Origin of the sequence: Pelatocladus sp. BLCC-F211 (assembly GCF_041928655.1) — a bacterium.
Classification (GTDB): domain Bacteria; phylum Cyanobacteriota; class Cyanobacteriia; order Cyanobacteriales; family Nostocaceae; genus Pelatocladus.
On record NZ_JBHFLM010000072.1, the window covers coordinates 15448 to 32647 of the forward strand.

Here is a 17200-nt window from a genome sequence, read left to right on the forward strand (position 1 = left end):
ATTGACTAGACAAACATAACTTTGTTCCTCTGGAATTGGGGCTACTAGGATGTTTGGGGTGTGTGGGGTGTATTGGAAGTGTCAAAAAATGTGGCGCAAACCTTCCCAGAGATACATCTAAAACGATAAACTGACATTCTACGAATAATTTGTTTGTTGTATGGTTATTTGTTGTTTGGGTTTGACATGTGTTGTTTGTTAGTGATTTCTAAACAACCAACAACCGACACTCAACACCTAATACCCAACAACCAACACCCAACACCCAAAAATATTTAACAATAACAAGCCCTGAAAACTCGTGACCTTGAGCCTGTCTGCAACTACATCTCATCGCCAACCCTGGCCCGGACTTATAGAGCAGTATCGCGACTACTTGCCTGTCAGCGAAGCAACACCAGTTGTGACTCTGCTGGAGGGTAACACTCCCTTGATTCCAGCGCCTGCGATCGCACAACGCATTGGCAGACAAGTACGTGTTTTTGTCAAATACGACGGTCTTAACCCTACTGGTAGCTTCAAAGACCGGGGTATGACAATGGCAATTTCCAAAGCCAAAGAAGCAGGGGCGAAGGCGGTGATTTGTGCTAGCACAGGTAACACCTCAGCAGCAGCAGCAGCCTATGCTCGCCGTGGCGGAATGCGTGCTTTTGTATTGATCCCCGATGGTTATGTAGCCTTGGGTAAATTGGCGCAGGCACTATTGTATGGTGCAGAAGTACTAGCAATTCAAGGTAACTTTGACCGTGCTTTAGAAATAGTCCGGGAAATGGCTGAAACCTATCCAGTCACTTTGGTGAATTCAGTCAATCCTTACCGTTTAGAGGGGCAGAAAACCGCAGCATTTGAAATTGTTGATGTCTTAGGTAACACTCCCGATTGGCTATGCATTCCCGTAGGTAATGCGGGAAATATCACAGCATATTGGATGGGATTTTGTCAATATCATCAAATTGGGAAGTGCGATCGCTTACCCCGGATGATGGGTTTTCAAGCAGCTGGTGCAGCGCCCTTGGTGAAGGGAGAACCAATACCCCATCCAGAAACACTCGCCACAGCCATTAGAATTGGTAATCCTGCTAGTTGGGAAAAAGCCGTAGCTGTCAAATCAGCCAGTATGGGGAATTTCCATTCTGTCACCGATGACGAAATCCTCGACGCCTATCGTCTCTTAGCATCAGAAGAAGGAATTTTCTGCGAACCAGCCAGCGCAGCTTCTGTGGCAGGTTTGCTACAGGTTAAAGACCAAGTTCCCACAGGTGCAACAGTGGTTTGCGTCCTCACCGGTAATGGTTTAAAAGACCCAGATACAGCCATTAAACACAGCAACAGTCAATTTAAACAAGGTATTGAGGCGGAAGTTGATGCTGTAGCTACGGCGATGGGATTGTCTAATTTCTAATTCTCTACTTCCCACTCAGTATTTCCCACTACAACCACAGACTTACGGCACAATGTTATTTAAATCCAAGAGTGGGGAGTGAGCTTTAATGGCTATTAATTTACAGCAAGCATTAGAAGTCGGTAAATATATAGTTACCCAACGTGTAAAAGGTCGTAAACGTTATCCCTTGGTTTTAATGTTGGAACCTTTATTTCGTTGCAACCTCGCCTGTCCTGGTTGTGGCAAAATTCAGCACCCTACAGAGATACTCAAGCGTAACCTAACTCCACAGGAGTGTTTTGCAGCAGCCGAAGAATGTGGCGCGCCCATAGTCTCTATTCCTGGCGGCGAACCATTGCTGCATCCTCAGATTGACGAGATTGTCCAGGGATTGATTGAGCGCAAAAAGTTTGTTTACCTATGCACCAATGGCTTATTACTAGAAAAGAGCCTAGATAAATTTAAACCTTCACCTTACTTAACATTCAGTGTACATCTCGATGGAATGCGAGATTGGCATGATCAATGTGTGAATCGCAAGGGTGTTTTTGACACTGCTGTGCAAGCAATACGTGCTGCTAAAGCCAAGGGATTTCGTGTCACTACTAACACTACTGTGTTTGAGGGTGTCGATCGCAAACAAATGCAGGAGTTTTTTGATTTCCTAAGTACACTTAATATTGATGGAATGATGATTTCTCCTGGTTACAGCTACGAGTGGGCGCCAGATCAAGAACATTTTCTCAAGCGAGAACAAACACGCGCCTTATTTAGAGAAATTTTAGCTCCTTACAAAGCAGGTAAGAAAAACTGGAACTTTAACCACAATCCACTCTTTTTAGATTTTCTCACTGGTGAGAAAGACTATGAATGTTCACCTTGGGGTAGTCCGAGTTACAGTGTTCTGGGTTGGCAAAAACCTTGTTATTTGTTGAATGAGGGACATTATGCCACTTTCAATGAACTGATGGAAAAGACCGAGTGGAACAAATACGGGCGTGCGAGTGGTAATCCTAAGTGTGCAGATTGTATGGTTCACTGCGGTTATGAACCCACCGCCGCTACTGATGCTATGCAACCACAGAATTTAGTTCGTTCTATTGGCAGTATTTTTGGTTAGAGCTGTAGAGACGCGTTCGCTTTTAGCGTTCCCGCAGGGTAATTTCGCGTCTCTACAGAATTGAAATGTCAATCGATTTGTCTTAACCGAGCAGTATTGGAATGGTATTGGTAAACATCAAATATCATCCCAATGCCAAAAGTTCTTCTATACCTAAAATATCGCGATCGCTAATAATCTCTGTTTTTGTGTGAAACGAAAAGTAGCGCTTACCGCCTTCTGTGTTCCATACCTGCTGTAACACAGGATCGGGAAACGTACCGTTATTGAGTTGAGTCAGTATAGGCGGCCACTTTTGACTCAGTTTGCTAGCTTCACCAACAAAAAGCTTAAAATCACCAATATGTGCGATCGCGTAGATGCCAGAAGACATAGTTATATCATGTTCGCTTGAACACTTATATTATCAGTTGAGGTCGGTAATTGGTAATTGGTAATTGGGATATTAACTAAATTGTTGCGATGGTCAATTAGACATAACTGGAATTTTTATGATAAATTCAGTACCTTGTTCCAAGGCAGATATACATTGCAGTTGTCCACCATGTTTTTCAACTATGATTTCATGGCTAATAGATAATTCAAATTCCGTTAATTTACCATTTGATTTAGGATTAAAATAGGGATCAAAAATTCTTTGACCAACTCTTTCGGGACTTTTCATAGCGTTATTTGCTATACGAATTATTACTGTTTTGGAATTCAATAATTCTGTGCAAATACGAATAGTTGGTGAGAAATAATTGTTTTTGTCTTTATGTTTATCTATTACCCAAGACTCATTACTTGCTGGAAAAGCATCAATTACATAATTAATAATATTCATGAAAACAAGGTTCATTTGTCCTGGATAACACTCTACTAAAGGTAGTTTGGCATATTCCTTAATGACAGTAATATTTTGGTCATGAGTCTTAGATTTGAGACGACTTTGCAAAATTATCAAAGTGCTATCAATACTTTCATGCAGATCAACTGATTTTTTTTCAGATTCTTCTGTAGAAAAATTGCGTAAAGCATGGATGAATTGTCTAATCCGATCAATCCCTGCTTTCATTGAATCTGTTAGCTTAGAAAGGTCAGTAGTAATATTATCCAGTTCGACTTGATTAATTACTCTTTGAATTTCTACTGTTGGTTCAGGATATTGCTGTTGGTATAAATTAATTAGCTGGAGTAGTTGTTGAATGTAACGGTTGGCATGAATCAATTTTCCGGCGATAAAATTTGCAGGATTATTGATTTCATTGGTAATGCTGGAAACTATTTGTCTTAAGGCAGTGATTTTTTCATGATGTAATAATTTAATGTCGATTTGCTGAAGCTCCCGAAAATCTGTGTTTGGTATTTTTGTTTGATCCTGTGCTTCTTGTAAATGAAAAAGTGTCAAGGCATGAATTTGAGAATAGGCTAAAAGTAACTGCTGGAAATCGAGTAAGCAATACTTTTCTGATGCAGTTTTGACTATAATTGGCTCATAGACAAATTCAGGCGATCGCTGCAAAGCTAAATTAGTTGCTTCCATCACAGAAATTGTTTCAGATATTACAAATTGCTCTTCGATTTTAAAAATGTTGAGGAAGGTTGCAATGGGGCGATTTAAAAATAATTCTAAACTAAAAGGACGGCTCATATGTTCAAAAAACCTACGCCGTGAAATCATCCCAACATATTGACGATTATTAGTGATAACCACTCCTGGTAGTAAAGGCTCATCTTTAAATGGTTTCACTAAGTCACTGCCGAAAAAATTCAGTTCAACTTCTACTTCCCACAAAGGCAACTCTTGCAAAGTTGAGTCTATCTTCAACTTTAACTCATCAGCATGTTTCAGCATATCTTTACTCGGTAGAAATTCAAGTTTTTCAGATACCGTCGAATGGTGCAAACAGCAGTTTGCAAATATTTAGTGCTGAATAATCAAGAAGTTTTTCAATCTCACTGAAATACCATTGCAATACTAGGTTTCATATGCAATATATTTACCAGATAATTACTTAAAGCAAGTAGATTAGAGTGTAATTAAATACACAAATACTTAAAATTTTTTAAAAGCTTGTTAGAATTTTGGTAGCTTTTTTTCAACAATAGTAGTACTACCCTGGTACTTTTTGAATAGTATTATAGATCGCAGCAAAAATTAAGTAGGAAAACAAAAATTTTATATTCTTAAGTAAATTTTCTCGCTTTTACTCGTTTATAGCCGCCAAAATCCTAAGTTTCTGAAAGCAGTTCCCACAATTCATAATAAATATAGCTCTTAACTACTTATAGTCACGCAATTATCATGCTATTAACATATTTAGACAGTAACAGTTGGCTAGTTGAAATCGCAGACAAACGGATACTCATTGATCCTTGGCTGGTAGATAAGTTGAGTTTTGGCAATCAAGATTGGTTTTTTAAAGGTTATCGAACTCAAGATCGTCCTATCCCAGAAAATATTGACTTAATTTTGCTGTCTCAGGGGCTAGAAGATCATGCCCATCCACCAACACTCAAGCAACTTGACCATAATATTCCAGTGGTAGCTTCTCCTAATGCTGCTAAAGTTGTACAGCAGCTAGGTTACACCCAAATAACAGTGCTTGCTCATGGTGACACCTTTACTTTAGATACAAGTTTAGAAATCAAGGCAGTTCCTGGTTCACCCATCGGCCCAACTTTGGTAGAAAATGGTTACATCCTCAAAGAATTGTCAAGCAACTTGACTATTTACTACGAACCACACGGATATCATTCTCCGTCGCTACAAGCAGCAGCCCCCATTGATGTTGTCATTGCTCCGATTGTTGACTTGAATTTGCCCATATTTGGATCATTTATCAGGGGTGGTAAAAATGCTCTCGAATTAGCTCAATGGTTGCAACCCCAAGTTATGCTACCCACAGCAGCAGGAGGTGATGTGACGTTTGTAGGATTTTTGGCAAATTTCTTGCAAACCAAGGGAAGCATTGAGGAATTTCGGGCGTTATTGGCGAAAAATAATCCTTCTACCCAGGTGATAGAACCTAAGTCAGGCGATCGCATTGAATTGCAATTACAGAAAAAGGGTGCAGGGGTGTAATTCATGGCATTATATTTAGACTCGGCGATCGCATCGGAAGCGGAAATAGCCAAGCGCATGGGTTGGGTGAAGGGTATCACCACAAATCCCACACTCTTAGCCCAAAGTGATACCCCACCAGAGAAAACGCTGAAAAAATTAGTAACCTTGACAAACGGGCCGCTTTACTATCAATTAACAGCCTCTAATTTTCATGGGATGGTACAAGAGGGAAAAAAGGCTTTTGAGATTATTGGTGAACAGACAATACTGAAAATACCAGCCACCCCATTAGGATTTGAGGTAGTAGCTCAATTATCACCCCAGATTACCTGTTCAGTTACAGCAATTTATAGTGCTTCCCAAGCAGCAGTAGCAAAAGAAGCGGGTGCAAAAATTGCGATCGCTTACGTCAACCGTGCTACTCGTTTGTTGGGTGATGGTATTGCTTTAGTGCGAGATATGGCAAGTATCCTTGCTGATAGTAACGTTGAGATTTTAGCTGCTAGCATCAAATCACCCCAAGAAGCAACTGCTTCTTTACAAGCTGGAGCGCACCATCTGACTTTACCATTGGCAATGTTGCAAGCTATGGCAACTCATGAGTTATCACACACAACAGTAGAAGAGTTTGCTCAAAATGGAATTGGACTAATATAGTTGAGTTTGGGCGTTGCTAAATAAGGGGATAAATGACGCTGACGCGGTGACGCAGTGATTATTTTTGATGCAAATTTCAAAATCATCCCGCAATTATGCAACGCCCACTTTTCAAGCTTTAAGGTTCAGCATCCGAGTTCAGAACATGAAATTTCTCACCTGAAACTAGAAAGTCCCCCTTCCCTTCACACTTCTTTATCTGTGATCCCTAGTCCCAGCAATTGCCGTAACCTGGATATTTGAGAGTAGAAACACAGGTTAGAATTCATGGCTTATTCTTGGTTTAAAGCATTTCATATTATTGGCGTTGTCGTTTGGTTTGCGGGACTGTTTTACTTAGTGCGTCTTTTCATCTATCACATCGAAGCTGAACAAGAACCAGAACCAGCAAAGACGATACTAAAAAATCAGTATCAAATCATGGAAAAGCGCCTCTACAACATCATCACCACTCCCGGAATGCTGGTGACGGTGGCTTGTGCGGTTGGTTTACTGGTGACGCAACCAGAGTTTTTAAAACAAACTTGGTTGCACTATAAACTCGGATTTGTGGCACTTTTATTTGTTTATCATCATTATTGCGCTCGTTTGATGAAACAGTTGGCAGAAAATAGATGTAAATGGACAAGCAAACAGATGCGAGCAATGAATGAAGCACCAACTGTCTTGCTAGTGGTGATTGTGATGTTGGTTGTCTTTAAGAATAGTTTGCCCACAGACTTGACTGCTTGGGTAATTTTTGGCTTAGTACTTCTGATGGCGGTGACAATCCAACTTTACGCTAGAAAGCGCAGACTTGATAAAGAAAAGCAACTTGCAGAAATGACACAGATTCCTCAGCAACAAGCTTAATGGAATTGTATAAATCTATGATTTGACTTGGTGTCTTCGTGTCTTGGTGGTGAATAAAAATTTGTTTTTGAACCACAAAGACACTAAGACACAAAGAAAAACTGATTACAAGATCAAAAATGCTAAATCAATCATTATTTATCAATAGAATTGCTATACTGGCTACGAAGCATCAAAAAGAAAAAGTAATTGCTCCCATTTTAGAAGCAGAATTAGGAATAAAAATTATAGTTCCTGATGATTTTGATACTGATGTTTTCGGTACATTTACTAGAGAAGTAAAGCGTCCAGGGAATCAAATTGAAGCTGCAAGGTTGAAGGCGAAAAAAGTTTTAGAACTAACTGGTGAAAAGTTAGCGATCGCCAGTGAAGGTAGTTTTGGCCCTCATCCTGAAATTCCTTTTATTTCTAGTAATCGAGAAGTTCTAATTTTATTAGATAAAACACATGATTTAGAAATTATTGGTGAAGAATTATCTACCAAAACTAACCATAATCATCTCGTTGTGGAAAGTGTTGAGCAAGCCTTACAATTTGCTCAAAAAGTAGGTTTTCCTGAACATGGTCTAGTAGTCATGTTTGATGAATCACCAAAAGATAGCAGTGAAGTAATTAAAGGAATTATTTCAGAAGTAAATCTCATAGAAGCTGTAAATTTTGTCCTGAAAAATTCACCAACAGGCAAAGCACATATAGAAACAGATATGCGGGCAATGTATAACCCAACACGCATGAAAAATATTGAACAAGCCACGCATAATTTATTAAAAAAAATTAATAACTGTTGTCCAAAATGTTCTACCCCCGGCTTTGAAATCAACAAAAGAATTAGGGGCTTACCTTGTGCATTGTGCTATCTGCCAACTTCCTTGACTCGCGCTGTTATATATGAATGTCAAAAATGTGGTTTTACTCAAGAAGAATTATTTCCAAATGGAAATCAATACGCCGAGCCAGTAAATTGTAATTATTGCAATCCGTAAATGATTTAGAAATGGTATTAGCACACAATCCTTTGTAGAGACGGACTTGTGTTGTGAATGAATGGACTTGTGTTGTGAACTAATGCCAAGGTGAAGACGCGATGAATCGCGTCTTGTATTTATCCGTTTTGTGCTACAAAATCAATATCTTCGACTCTGATATCCTAGATAGTACTTAATAGTTGTGCTACTGCTATGGAGCTAGGGAGAGAAAATGACTAGTTTTGGGAGTAGTCCTTTGACTCAGTTTTTGGGTATGGCGATCGCAATCACACATATTTTCTCTGCAAACTATGCAGTTGCTCAAATTAGTGGCGATCGCACTTTACCGAATAACTCCAATGTCACCCAAGAAAATAACACCTTCAACATCACAGGTGGAACCCAAGCGGGTAGCAACTTATTCCATAGCTTTCAAGAATTTTCTCTTCCTACTGGTGACACCGCTTTCTTCAACAATGCTACAAATATTCAAAATATCCTGACACGAGTCACAGGTAGTTCAATTTCTAATATTGATGGTTTAATCAGAGCTAACGGTACAGCAAACTTGTTTCTGATTAATCCCCATGGCATTATTTTTGGTCAAAATGCACGGTTAAATATTGGTGGCTCGTTTTTAGCAACTACAGCCAGTAGCTTTAAATTTGCTGATGGTCAAGAATTTAGTGCGATACCAAATAACACAGCTACAACTTTACTAACCGTCAGTGTACCGATTGGTTTGCAATACGGCAACAATACCGGAAATATTCAAGTACAAAGTTCTCAACTACAGGTTAATCCCGGCAAAACTCTAGCACTTATCGGTGGCAATTTACAGCTCAATGGAGGGCAAATACTAGCCCCTGGTGGTCGAATTGAATTAGCAGGAATTGCAGAAAATAATAGTATTGGACTCAATGCTAATGGTTCATTTCTGAGTTTGAGTTTGCCTAATGACGGGCAAAGAAAAGATGTATATCTAGACAACGCTGCCCAAGTTAGTGTTCTCGCTGGTGGTGGTGGTAGCATTGCGATCAATGCCCGTAACTTGAATCTGTCGGGTGCAAGTACGGTACAAGCGGGGATAGGATCAGGAAAAGGTTCTGTTGATGCAAAGGCGCTGGATATTGATATTAATGCCACAGAGGCAATTAATGTTGTTGATGCAAGTATTATTTCTAATACAGTGCAGACAAAAGCTGTAGGCGATAGTGGCAATATTAATATCACTACTGGGTCGCTGGCTTTGACAAGTAACGGTCAACTGAGAACCACAACTTCTGGACAGGGAAATGCAGGCGACATTAATATATTTGCCCGTGATACGCTTCTTTTTGACCGAATGCGTAGTGATTCCTCCACTGGCACATACACCACTGTAGATTCACAAGCCGTGGGTAATGGTGGTGACATAAATATTACAACCGGGTCACTTTTTGTCAAGAATGCTGCTGCAATTCTGGCTAGAACAGAGGGACAAGGAAATGCAGGCAATATCAATATAGTTGCTCGTGATACAGTTTCCTTTGATGGCGTCAGTTTTAATCTAGCAAACATTAGCGGGGCTGCTAGTTCTGTTGGCTCAACAACCGTATCAAATGCTATAGGCAACGGTAGCACGATCACCATCACAACTGGCTCACTGTTTGTGACAAATGGCGCTCGATTGATTGCCAATACTTTTGGACGCGGTAACGCAGGTAATATAAATATACAGGCTCGCGATCGCGTTGTTTTTGATGGTTTTGGTCTAAATGGCTACTCTAGTGGCGCGGTCAGCAGTACGGAAAATACAGGTGTTGGGAAAGGTGGCAATATTCACATTAATACTAGATCACTAAGTATCACAAATGGTGCTGTCGTGGGTGCAAGGACTCGTGGCAAAGGAGATGGGGGTAGTATTATCCTTAATGCCAAAACTTTAGAAGCTACTAACGGTGGACAAGTTTTCACTACTAGTTTTAGCAGTGGCAAAGCAGGTAGTATTACTCTCAATATCACTGATAGTGCTACTCTTGCTGGTACAGACCCCACCTATTTTGCTCGACTTAGCCAATACACTCCAGTTATAGTTCCGAATGTCAGCTCTAGTAGTGGACTGTTTGCTAATACTTCTAATACTTCCACAGGTCAGGGAGGAGAGTTAATAATTAATACTGGCAAGTTAAATATTCGCGATCAGGCGCAGGTAACAGTTAGTAGTGCTGGTTCGGGAGTTGCAGGTTCCTTAAAAGTCGATGCTGACTCAATTCGTCTTTTGAACCAAGGTAAAATTAGTGCAGATACTAGAGGCGGTGCAGGTAATATTAGGCTGCGATCGCACGACCTGATCTTAGGTAAGAATAGCAGCATTACTACTAATGCCACAGGTAGCAACACTATCGGTGGCAACATCAATATTGATACTGATGTTCTCGCTGCTTTTGCCAACAGCGACATCAGTGCTAACTCTGTTAACTTTTTGGGAGGCAGGGTAATAATCAATACTCAAGGCGTTTTTGGTATCCAGTTCCGACCCTCACCAACCCCAGACAGCGACATCACCGCCACAGGTGCTAGTCCAGCGCTCAGTGGTACGGTGCAAATTAATACACCTGATGTTGACCCCAGTCAGGGATTAGAACAGCTGCGCGTCAATCTCATTGATGCTTCACAACAAATTGCTACTGGTTGCAAAAGAGATGACAAGAAAATGAGGGGATCATTTATCGTTACAGGACGTGGAGGTCTACCATCTAGTCCCACAGAACCGTTAATTACTGATGAAGTCCTGAGTAATTGGATATTACTTCCTGAAGCAAATCAAAACCAACCCAAAAGCAGACTTGAGGAACAACAAAGCCAAGAAGCCAACTCTATAAATCCCCCGACTCAGATTGTGGAAGCTCAAGGTTGGGTAATAAATCCCCATGGTGAAGTGGTATTAGTAGCGACTACACCGACTGTGACTCCTCACAGTTCCTCGTTCACTCCTGTATCTTGTACTAACCTGAGTTCGACACCACTTCTTTTAATGGACTGGACGTAGAAACCAGTCCATTAAAAGAAGTAAGGGCTGGTAGTTCATAAGAGCTTATGGGAATGAGCCAAAAATTCCCATTAAAAAAGGGCTTTCAAGCTCTGAAATATTTATATTTATTCAAAGGCGGCACCCGGATTTGAACCGGGGGATGGAGGTTTTGCAGACCTCTGCCTTACCACTTGGCTATGCCGCCACATTCACAGGTTTCCATCATACCAAAATTTAATAGAGAATAGCACCCCCAAAACCATAAATTTTTTGGGGATGAGTAGAAACCTAAATTTTTACTTCATCAGCGAAACTTTGCCAGCGAACAAAGTAAAATGGGCCAGCGACAGATCCCCAGATATGTTCATCAGTTTCTGGATCACGTCCCCGATCAAGGCTAATAAATTTTTCTTCGTTAATCTCAAACTCACTGTCAAGGTAGGTTTTGTGACCTTTACGAAAAACAATACAGGCTTTTCCTGGCTCTACCCTGCCTTTGAAGCCATTGCCAGTCCACTCTACAATCATGTTGCAGCCTGGTAATTTTTCCAAATCATCGACGCTTAGTGTTTTCAGACGTTCGATATTACGAGATGCACCGTAGAATCTTTCTTCTTCCTTAACGGTGTAGTTTTCGATCAGAATGTGATTCTCTGCACTCAGCAACTTTAATACCCGCATCCGATAGGGATCATTGAGCATGTAATCGTAAGCTTGCTCCACAAAAAAACTTACCCCCGATAGTAACTCTAAGGGAAGGGGACGCATACACACGCGGATATGAGCGTAAAAAGGTGGATTTTCAAAAGCTTGTTCTTGATTGCTAAAGTCTGCTGCCATTAACCGGGCTAAGGTACTAATATCTGTAGAGCTAGTCATTACAAAAAAACACTAGTTGTTTAAAATTTATCTGCGAGTATTTTAAAACTTTGAGTACGCTTTCCCATATCTTGCTTGAAGCTGATTGTGTCAGCTACCAAAGCTATAGCAATCCGTGTAGGAGTTAATTGTTTCGGTGTTACTCAGTTGTACCAAGCTGTTGGAGAAAATTAATGTTCAATTCTAGTTTTTCTCCTAACCATAGAGCATGGTTTGTATGGTCTTTCACATCATCTCCCGTTTCAGGATGAACAAGAATATCCAATACCTCACGATTGAGCATTAACCAGGGAACAACTTTGCTAAACTGATCTGGAGAGAATGCAACTTGATACATCGATTTTGGATGTGGGCCAATAGGCTTATCGTGCCAACGTCCAAGCAGCACATCAAAATTACTCAATCCTTCGCGTACACGTGCAGCCACTTCACGAGTTGCGGTATCGAAGTAAACATGAGCGTGAAAACCAGTGATTTGAACACTATCTTCTTGCATCATTTTTAGTCCACTTATACTAATTTTGGATGACTTTTTACTTTTTAAAAGCGTTCTTTCTGGTGATCGCACTGTTGCAGGAAAACTTTGCGATTTACTAACATTCATAATACCGAAGTTTTATTTTCCGTCGTCTGAATAAATGGCTCAAACTCTCTTTGCGGAGTCCATTGGATCGCTCCATCTTTTCCTGTAAAGTATAGTTTGGTTTGACCTTGGCTAATTTCTGACACAGCTTTTTGATCAATAGTCGCGCTAGTGGCGATCGCTACTTGTGGTTGCAATGTCGCCACAAGTTCTTTTAAAGATTCGCCAGAACACCACAAAACTTGTGGACGAGGTATTCCTCCTGTTTGCACTAATTGACGTACTTCTGTAGATTTAAAATCACCTACAATTAACCAAGATTTACCTTGAATTTGCATTTGTAAAATAGGTGATTCTTGATTAATTAATTGAGCAACAATGACATCAGTAGTAACTGTTTGACCTACAGGTAAAGCTTGGTAAACTCCCTTTTGCTTTTGTAGTTCTTGTTGAATTACCTGACTAATGAGAAGATTTTCGGAGGTGGGAGCATAATCATAGAAAAATTTGATTGGTAGAGTTTGCATCACTTCTAACCAACTATTGCTATTACCTTTATTTTGAAAACCTGATGCGATCGCCCAATCAATTTTATTCACTCCCTGTTGTTGCAAAAAAGGTAATATTGTAAATCTTCCCGTTCCTTCATCACCACTATTAATTAGTGTCACTTTACCTTGATTCTGCATAACAATCACGGGTTGATCATCGGCGGCTAAAACCGTAATCCGAAATAATGTGTTAGCAGAATACCAAACCGGAATCAATACCAAACCAAAAGCCATAAAAAAGGCAAACCACCACCGTTTTTGCCACCAATTTATTAACCAAACTAATATTATTAGTCCATAAATAGCAAATAGTTGCCAAATGCCAATTTTACCAACAGCATAAGAATTTCCGGGAAGATGGCTAAAAAATTCTACTAACTTGATTAACCAATCACTAGGGTAATTTAAGACTCCAGCTACAGTACTACCAGCATCGGGAACAATTAACGCAACAACTGCACTAATAATTCCACCTATACTAATAACTGAAATTAAAGGTGTACTAATAATATTTATTAAAATACTATAAGTTGGTACAACTCCAAATACAAAAAGTTGGAGTGGTAAAGTCCAAATCATCGCAGCTAGAGGAACAGCAATTAAAGAAGCGATCGCAGGTGGTAGCCATTCCAAACGTTGAGTCAATGGTGGAACTGTAACTATTAATCCCAGTGTGGCTAAAAAACTCAACTGAAATCCTAAATCCCAAATCCACAAAGGATTAAATAATAATAATATAGTTGCTGCAAGTAGTAATGACCCCAGTTGTTTGACTTGGCGCTTTAACCCCAAAGCAATTAAAGCCGCAAATCCCATAATTACAGCCCTTAACACCGCAGGTTGGAAGCCTGTTAAACAGAGAAAAATAAGTAAAGCTAAACTACCAAGGGTAATTTGCGTTGATGTCTTAAAGCCTTTTGTTAACCCCAGTATTACACCCAAAATCAACGAAGTTTGGAATCCAGATGCTGCTAAAGCATGAGCTAAACCAGCTTGGACAAAAGTATCACGAATATCGTAAGGTAAATCAACAGCTTTGCTACCTAACACCATTGCACTCACAAGTGGCCCTGCTGGGATACCTAATAATTTAACTTGCGATCGCACAATCCGTTCTCTAATTTGCCACCATCCCCATGAAGGTTGTTCTTCATCCAACACATTTACTAATCGCCCCACCAAACCGGCAAATACACCTTCCTGTTGCAAGTATTTCTGAAAATCAAAAGCGCCAGGGTTAAATGGTGGTTTTGGTTTATATAAAATCCCAGTAATCGCTACTTCCTGACCAGGGTACAATCCAGTAGCCTGAAGTATAGGCACTGTGACATACAACTTACCCGTCACACCTTTACCTAAACCTACTGGACCCTGATCATTTTTAACTTCATCTAGCTTAGTTGCTTCTAACCAGAACTGTCCCTTTTGGCTACGAGTTAGCCGTGGTGTACTGATCACCTCACCCCGCACAATTAGAAGTTGTTCTTGATTACTATTTTCTGGCGGGACAAATTTACTAATATCGTTTACCCCTGCTTGGGGAACACGCAATGGAAAATATAAAGTTGCTAGTAGTCCTACTACCCCAGCAATTAACCATACTCTGAAGTGGGGGATATTAGATAACTGTGGTGCTGTCTTGCTTTTTGCCAAAACTTTTTGTAGGGTTAAGCGTCGTCTTTGCAAAAAAACTGCTATTACCACACTCAGAAGCAGTATCCAAATTCCACCCCAAGGAATTGCTGTAAACAACAACCCAAGAATATAGCTAAGACAAATAATTACACCACTGGTCTGAATCATGAGACTGTTTGTAAAAAAATTAGCGCCTCACGCCTGGAATTAAACTAAGTATAAATGTAAAAAAGTCCACATGAGTGGACTTGAAATGCTTGATGGCGATCGCCCTTGCTTGATTCTACTCAACATCTGAGCAATTTCGTTTGCTTTTCACTTGATAAGTAACTTGCAGTAATCCAGAGTTATAGTTTTTCACATCTTGTAACTCCAGTGCAGTCTCTATACTTGGATCTTTCACAATCAGGGGAATACCGTCCCCAAGAATAATTGGGTGAATTGATAGAATTAGCTCATCAACAAAACCATGTTTCATAAAATCATGAATAGTCTTGCTTCCTCCCACTAGCCATATATCACCACCAACAGATTGACGTAGTGTACTGATGAATTCCTGTAAATGACCTCCCACAAATTGTACGTTCTCATCGGTTTGACCAGATAAGCTTGTAGATAAAACAATACCTTGCTTATCTTTGTAAGGGTATTCACCAAAACTAAGTATTTGCTGATACGTTTTCTTACCCATAATCACCGTATTGATTTGGGTAAGAAACTCAGCGTAACCATAGTCTTGATCAGTAAATAGCCAATCCACATCACCTGACGTTCTCGCGATATATCCATCAAGACTGGAAGCAATATACAACCGTATTTTTCGCATGAATTTTAGAAAGACATACCCAAATTCAATCCCAGTACAACGTGAACAAGCATCAGACACAGCGCAGTACTACCCAAGTATGCATGAAGTGCGCGTAAACTAGATTTATCGCCACCGAATTTACTTAAAGAAATTACACCGTTGATCCCCAATAATAGAAGCAAAATTGAGCCACTCCAAAAATGAGGACTTTCAAAAATTGAGTGGTGCTGCATTACTAGGGATAATATTCCCCCCGTGTAACCCAGCGCCATAAATAAAAACATCCACGGTGCAAGTTTGCGATGATCAATGCGACTTTTAGACGCAACTTCTTTATCTTCAGCAAGTCGTCCTCGCCAACCAGTGAAGCCAACAAAACTACCCATAATAAAAATGACAATCCCCATCATCGCTGGATGTCCCCAATGTACAATCGGTTCGGGAACTCCTAAAGAACGGAACCAAGCCGCTATAGGTTCTAAAATCTCAGTCAAATTCAACATTTATATTTCACAGCCTTCTCATAGCGAAATGGTACTACAAGTTACTTTGCCAAAAAATACCACTCAAACATCTGCCTTTTTCAACAGTGGAAAACCTAATTTTTCTCGCTGTTCCACATACAGTTGTGCTACCTTACGTGCCAAATGTCGAATTCTGCCAATATAGCGAGTCCGTTCCGTAACTGAAATTACACCTCTTGCATCCAATAGATTAAAGGTGTGCGAACACTTCATCACATAATCCAAACTGGGTAAAACCAATCCTTTCTCTGTTAATTGTTGCGCCTCTTGCTCATACATATTAAATAGAGTCAGCAGCATTTCTGGATTAGAGGCTTCAAAGTTATAAACGCACTGTTCTATCTCACCTTGGAGATGAACATCACCATAGGTAATGTCGTCTGTCCAATGGATTTTAACCATAGCTTCTACTCTTTGGAGGTACATCGCTAAACGTTCCAATCCATAAGTAATCTCAATCGAGACTGGACGACAATCGATTCCCCCACATTGTTGGAAGTATGTAAACTGAGTGATTTCCATCCCATCTAACCACACTTCCCAACCAGTACCCCAAGCACCTACGGTTGCATCCTCCCAATTATCTTCCACAAACCTAATATCATGGTCTTCCGGGCGGATACCCAAAGCCCTTAAAGAATCTAGATAAATTTCTTGAATGTTATCGGGGGAGGGTTTAATCAGTACTTGGTACTGATAATAGTGTTGAAATCGATTTGGATTTTCACCATATCGCCCATCAGTAGGACGGCGACAGGGTTCAACGTAAGCCACAGCCCAAGGTTCTGGTCCTAGCGCTCTTAAAAATGTATGAGGGTTTTTGGTTCCCGCGCCCTTCTCAATATCATATGGTTGAGCAATCAAACATCCGCGTTGACCGTCACCTCTTTCTGAAAGAGACTCGCTCCAAAACTTATGCAAAACCTGTATTACAGACTGAAAATTCACAACAATCCTTCCGTAAAGTCAACATAGCCTAACCCATTGTTGCTTAAAGTCGTTATTCCAAGCAGCTTTTAAGTCCTAAAAACATGAAGAAAAAATTTTTTTCCAAAGTAGTTGACAAAGAAGAGGAGGGTAGCTACTATAGGAAAGTGCCAAACGAGCAAAGCGCTGCAAAGCGAGGCTTCGAGGGCATCCGAACCATGAAAACTGTATAGTTTGAAAGCATTATACACGA

15 protein-coding genes and 1 tRNA gene are annotated in these 17200 nt (G+C 40.2%); 7 read left to right on the plus strand and 9 right to left on the minus strand.

The genetic code is table 11. The annotated features are described in order from the left end of the window. Nucleotides 1-301 precede the first annotated feature (301 nt). Both thrC and hpnH read left to right on the plus strand, forming a co-directional pair. Nucleotides 302-1402, plus strand: a complete 1101-nt coding sequence (gene thrC, locus ACE1AT_RS08380) for a threonine synthase (RefSeq protein ID WP_374867199.1) — start codon at nucleotides 302-304, stop codon at nucleotides 1400-1402. An 88-nt stretch (nucleotides 1403-1490) separates the two neighbouring features. Continuing rightward, the gene (gene hpnH / locus ACE1AT_RS08385) at nucleotides 1491-2504 is read left to right on the plus strand and encodes an adenosyl-hopene transferase HpnH (RefSeq protein ID WP_374867201.1); all 1014 of its coding nucleotides are present in this window, start codon (nucleotides 1491-1493) and stop codon (nucleotides 2502-2504) included. 124 nt (nucleotides 2505-2628) lie between these two features. On the opposite strand, the gene ACE1AT_RS08390 is transcribed toward hpnH, so the two are convergent. Further along, nucleotides 2629-2877, minus strand: coding sequence for a hypothetical protein (locus ACE1AT_RS08390; protein WP_374867203.1), 249 nt, complete (start codon nucleotides 2875-2877; stop codon nucleotides 2629-2631). Nucleotides 2878-2970: 93 nt separating this feature from the next. Continuing rightward, nucleotides 2971-4341, minus strand: a complete 1371-nt coding sequence (locus ACE1AT_RS08395) for a sensor histidine kinase (protein ID WP_374867204.1) — start codon at nucleotides 4339-4341, stop codon at nucleotides 2971-2973. Nucleotides 4342-4791: 450 nt separating this feature from the next. Between ACE1AT_RS08395 and ACE1AT_RS08400 the strand changes: the two genes are divergently transcribed. The 5 genes from ACE1AT_RS08400 (at nucleotide 4792) to ACE1AT_RS08420 (ending at nucleotide 11058) form a co-directional block, all read left to right on the plus strand. Further along, a complete protein-coding gene (locus ACE1AT_RS08400) occupies nucleotides 4792-5571 on the plus strand; it encodes an MBL fold metallo-hydrolase (RefSeq protein WP_374867206.1) in 780 nt (259 codons plus the stop codon). A gap of 3 nt (nucleotides 5572-5574) precedes the next feature. Further along, complete coding sequence (locus tag ACE1AT_RS08405) at nucleotides 5575-6210, plus strand: transaldolase family protein (RefSeq protein ID WP_374867208.1); 636 nt, start codon at nucleotides 5575-5577, stop codon at nucleotides 6208-6210. 267 nt (nucleotides 6211-6477) lie between these two features. Continuing rightward, nucleotides 6478-7062, plus strand: a complete 585-nt coding sequence (gene hemJ, locus ACE1AT_RS08410) for a protoporphyrinogen oxidase HemJ (protein ID WP_374867210.1) — start codon at nucleotides 6478-6480, stop codon at nucleotides 7060-7062. A gap of 119 nt (nucleotides 7063-7181) precedes the next feature. Beyond that, nucleotides 7182-8045: a DUF6671 family protein gene (locus ACE1AT_RS08415; RefSeq protein WP_374867212.1), complete on the plus strand. Its 864-nt coding sequence runs from the start codon at nucleotides 7182-7184 to the stop codon at nucleotides 8043-8045. Between the two features lie 214 nt (nucleotides 8046-8259). Beyond that, nucleotides 8260-11058 (plus strand): filamentous hemagglutinin N-terminal domain-containing protein, encoded by a 2799-nt coding sequence (locus ACE1AT_RS08420; RefSeq protein ID WP_374867214.1) that lies wholly within the window; start codon nucleotides 8260-8262, stop codon nucleotides 11056-11058. A 115-nt stretch (nucleotides 11059-11173) separates the two neighbouring features. On the opposite strand, the gene ACE1AT_RS08425 is transcribed toward ACE1AT_RS08420, so the two are convergent. The 7 genes from ACE1AT_RS08425 to glyQ all read right to left on the minus strand — a co-directional run bounded on the left by ACE1AT_RS08425 (nucleotide 11174) and on the right by glyQ (nucleotide 16968). Next, nucleotides 11174-11245 (minus strand) — tRNA-Cys (locus tag ACE1AT_RS08425). Between the two features lie 83 nt (nucleotides 11246-11328). Next, nucleotides 11329-11919: a chromophore lyase CpcT/CpeT gene (locus tag ACE1AT_RS08430; RefSeq protein WP_374867216.1), complete on the minus strand. Its 591-nt coding sequence runs from the start codon at nucleotides 11917-11919 to the stop codon at nucleotides 11329-11331. 139 nt (nucleotides 11920-12058) lie between these two features. Then, nucleotides 12059-12415, minus strand: coding sequence for a DOPA 4,5-dioxygenase family protein (locus ACE1AT_RS08435; protein WP_374867226.1), 357 nt, complete (start codon nucleotides 12413-12415; stop codon nucleotides 12059-12061). A 104-nt stretch (nucleotides 12416-12519) separates the two neighbouring features. Then, nucleotides 12520-14856 carry a ComEC/Rec2 family competence protein gene (locus tag ACE1AT_RS08440; RefSeq protein ID WP_374867218.1) on the minus strand — a complete coding sequence of 779 codons (2337 nt, stop codon included), beginning with the start codon at nucleotides 14854-14856 and terminating at the stop codon, nucleotides 12520-12522. 115 nt (nucleotides 14857-14971) lie between these two features. Next, nucleotides 14972-15514, minus strand: coding sequence for a dihydrofolate reductase family protein (locus tag ACE1AT_RS08445; RefSeq protein ID WP_374867220.1), 543 nt, complete (start codon nucleotides 15512-15514; stop codon nucleotides 14972-14974). Between the two features lie 5 nt (nucleotides 15515-15519). Next, the gene (locus tag ACE1AT_RS08450; protein ID WP_374867222.1) at nucleotides 15520-15999 is read right to left on the minus strand and encodes a DUF4079 domain-containing protein; all 480 of its coding nucleotides are present in this window, start codon (nucleotides 15997-15999) and stop codon (nucleotides 15520-15522) included. A gap of 63 nt (nucleotides 16000-16062) precedes the next feature. Then, the gene (gene glyQ, locus ACE1AT_RS08455; RefSeq protein ID WP_374867224.1) at nucleotides 16063-16968 is read right to left on the minus strand and encodes a glycine--tRNA ligase subunit alpha; all 906 of its coding nucleotides are present in this window, start codon (nucleotides 16966-16968) and stop codon (nucleotides 16063-16065) included. Nucleotides 16969-17200: the final 232 nt, after the last annotated feature.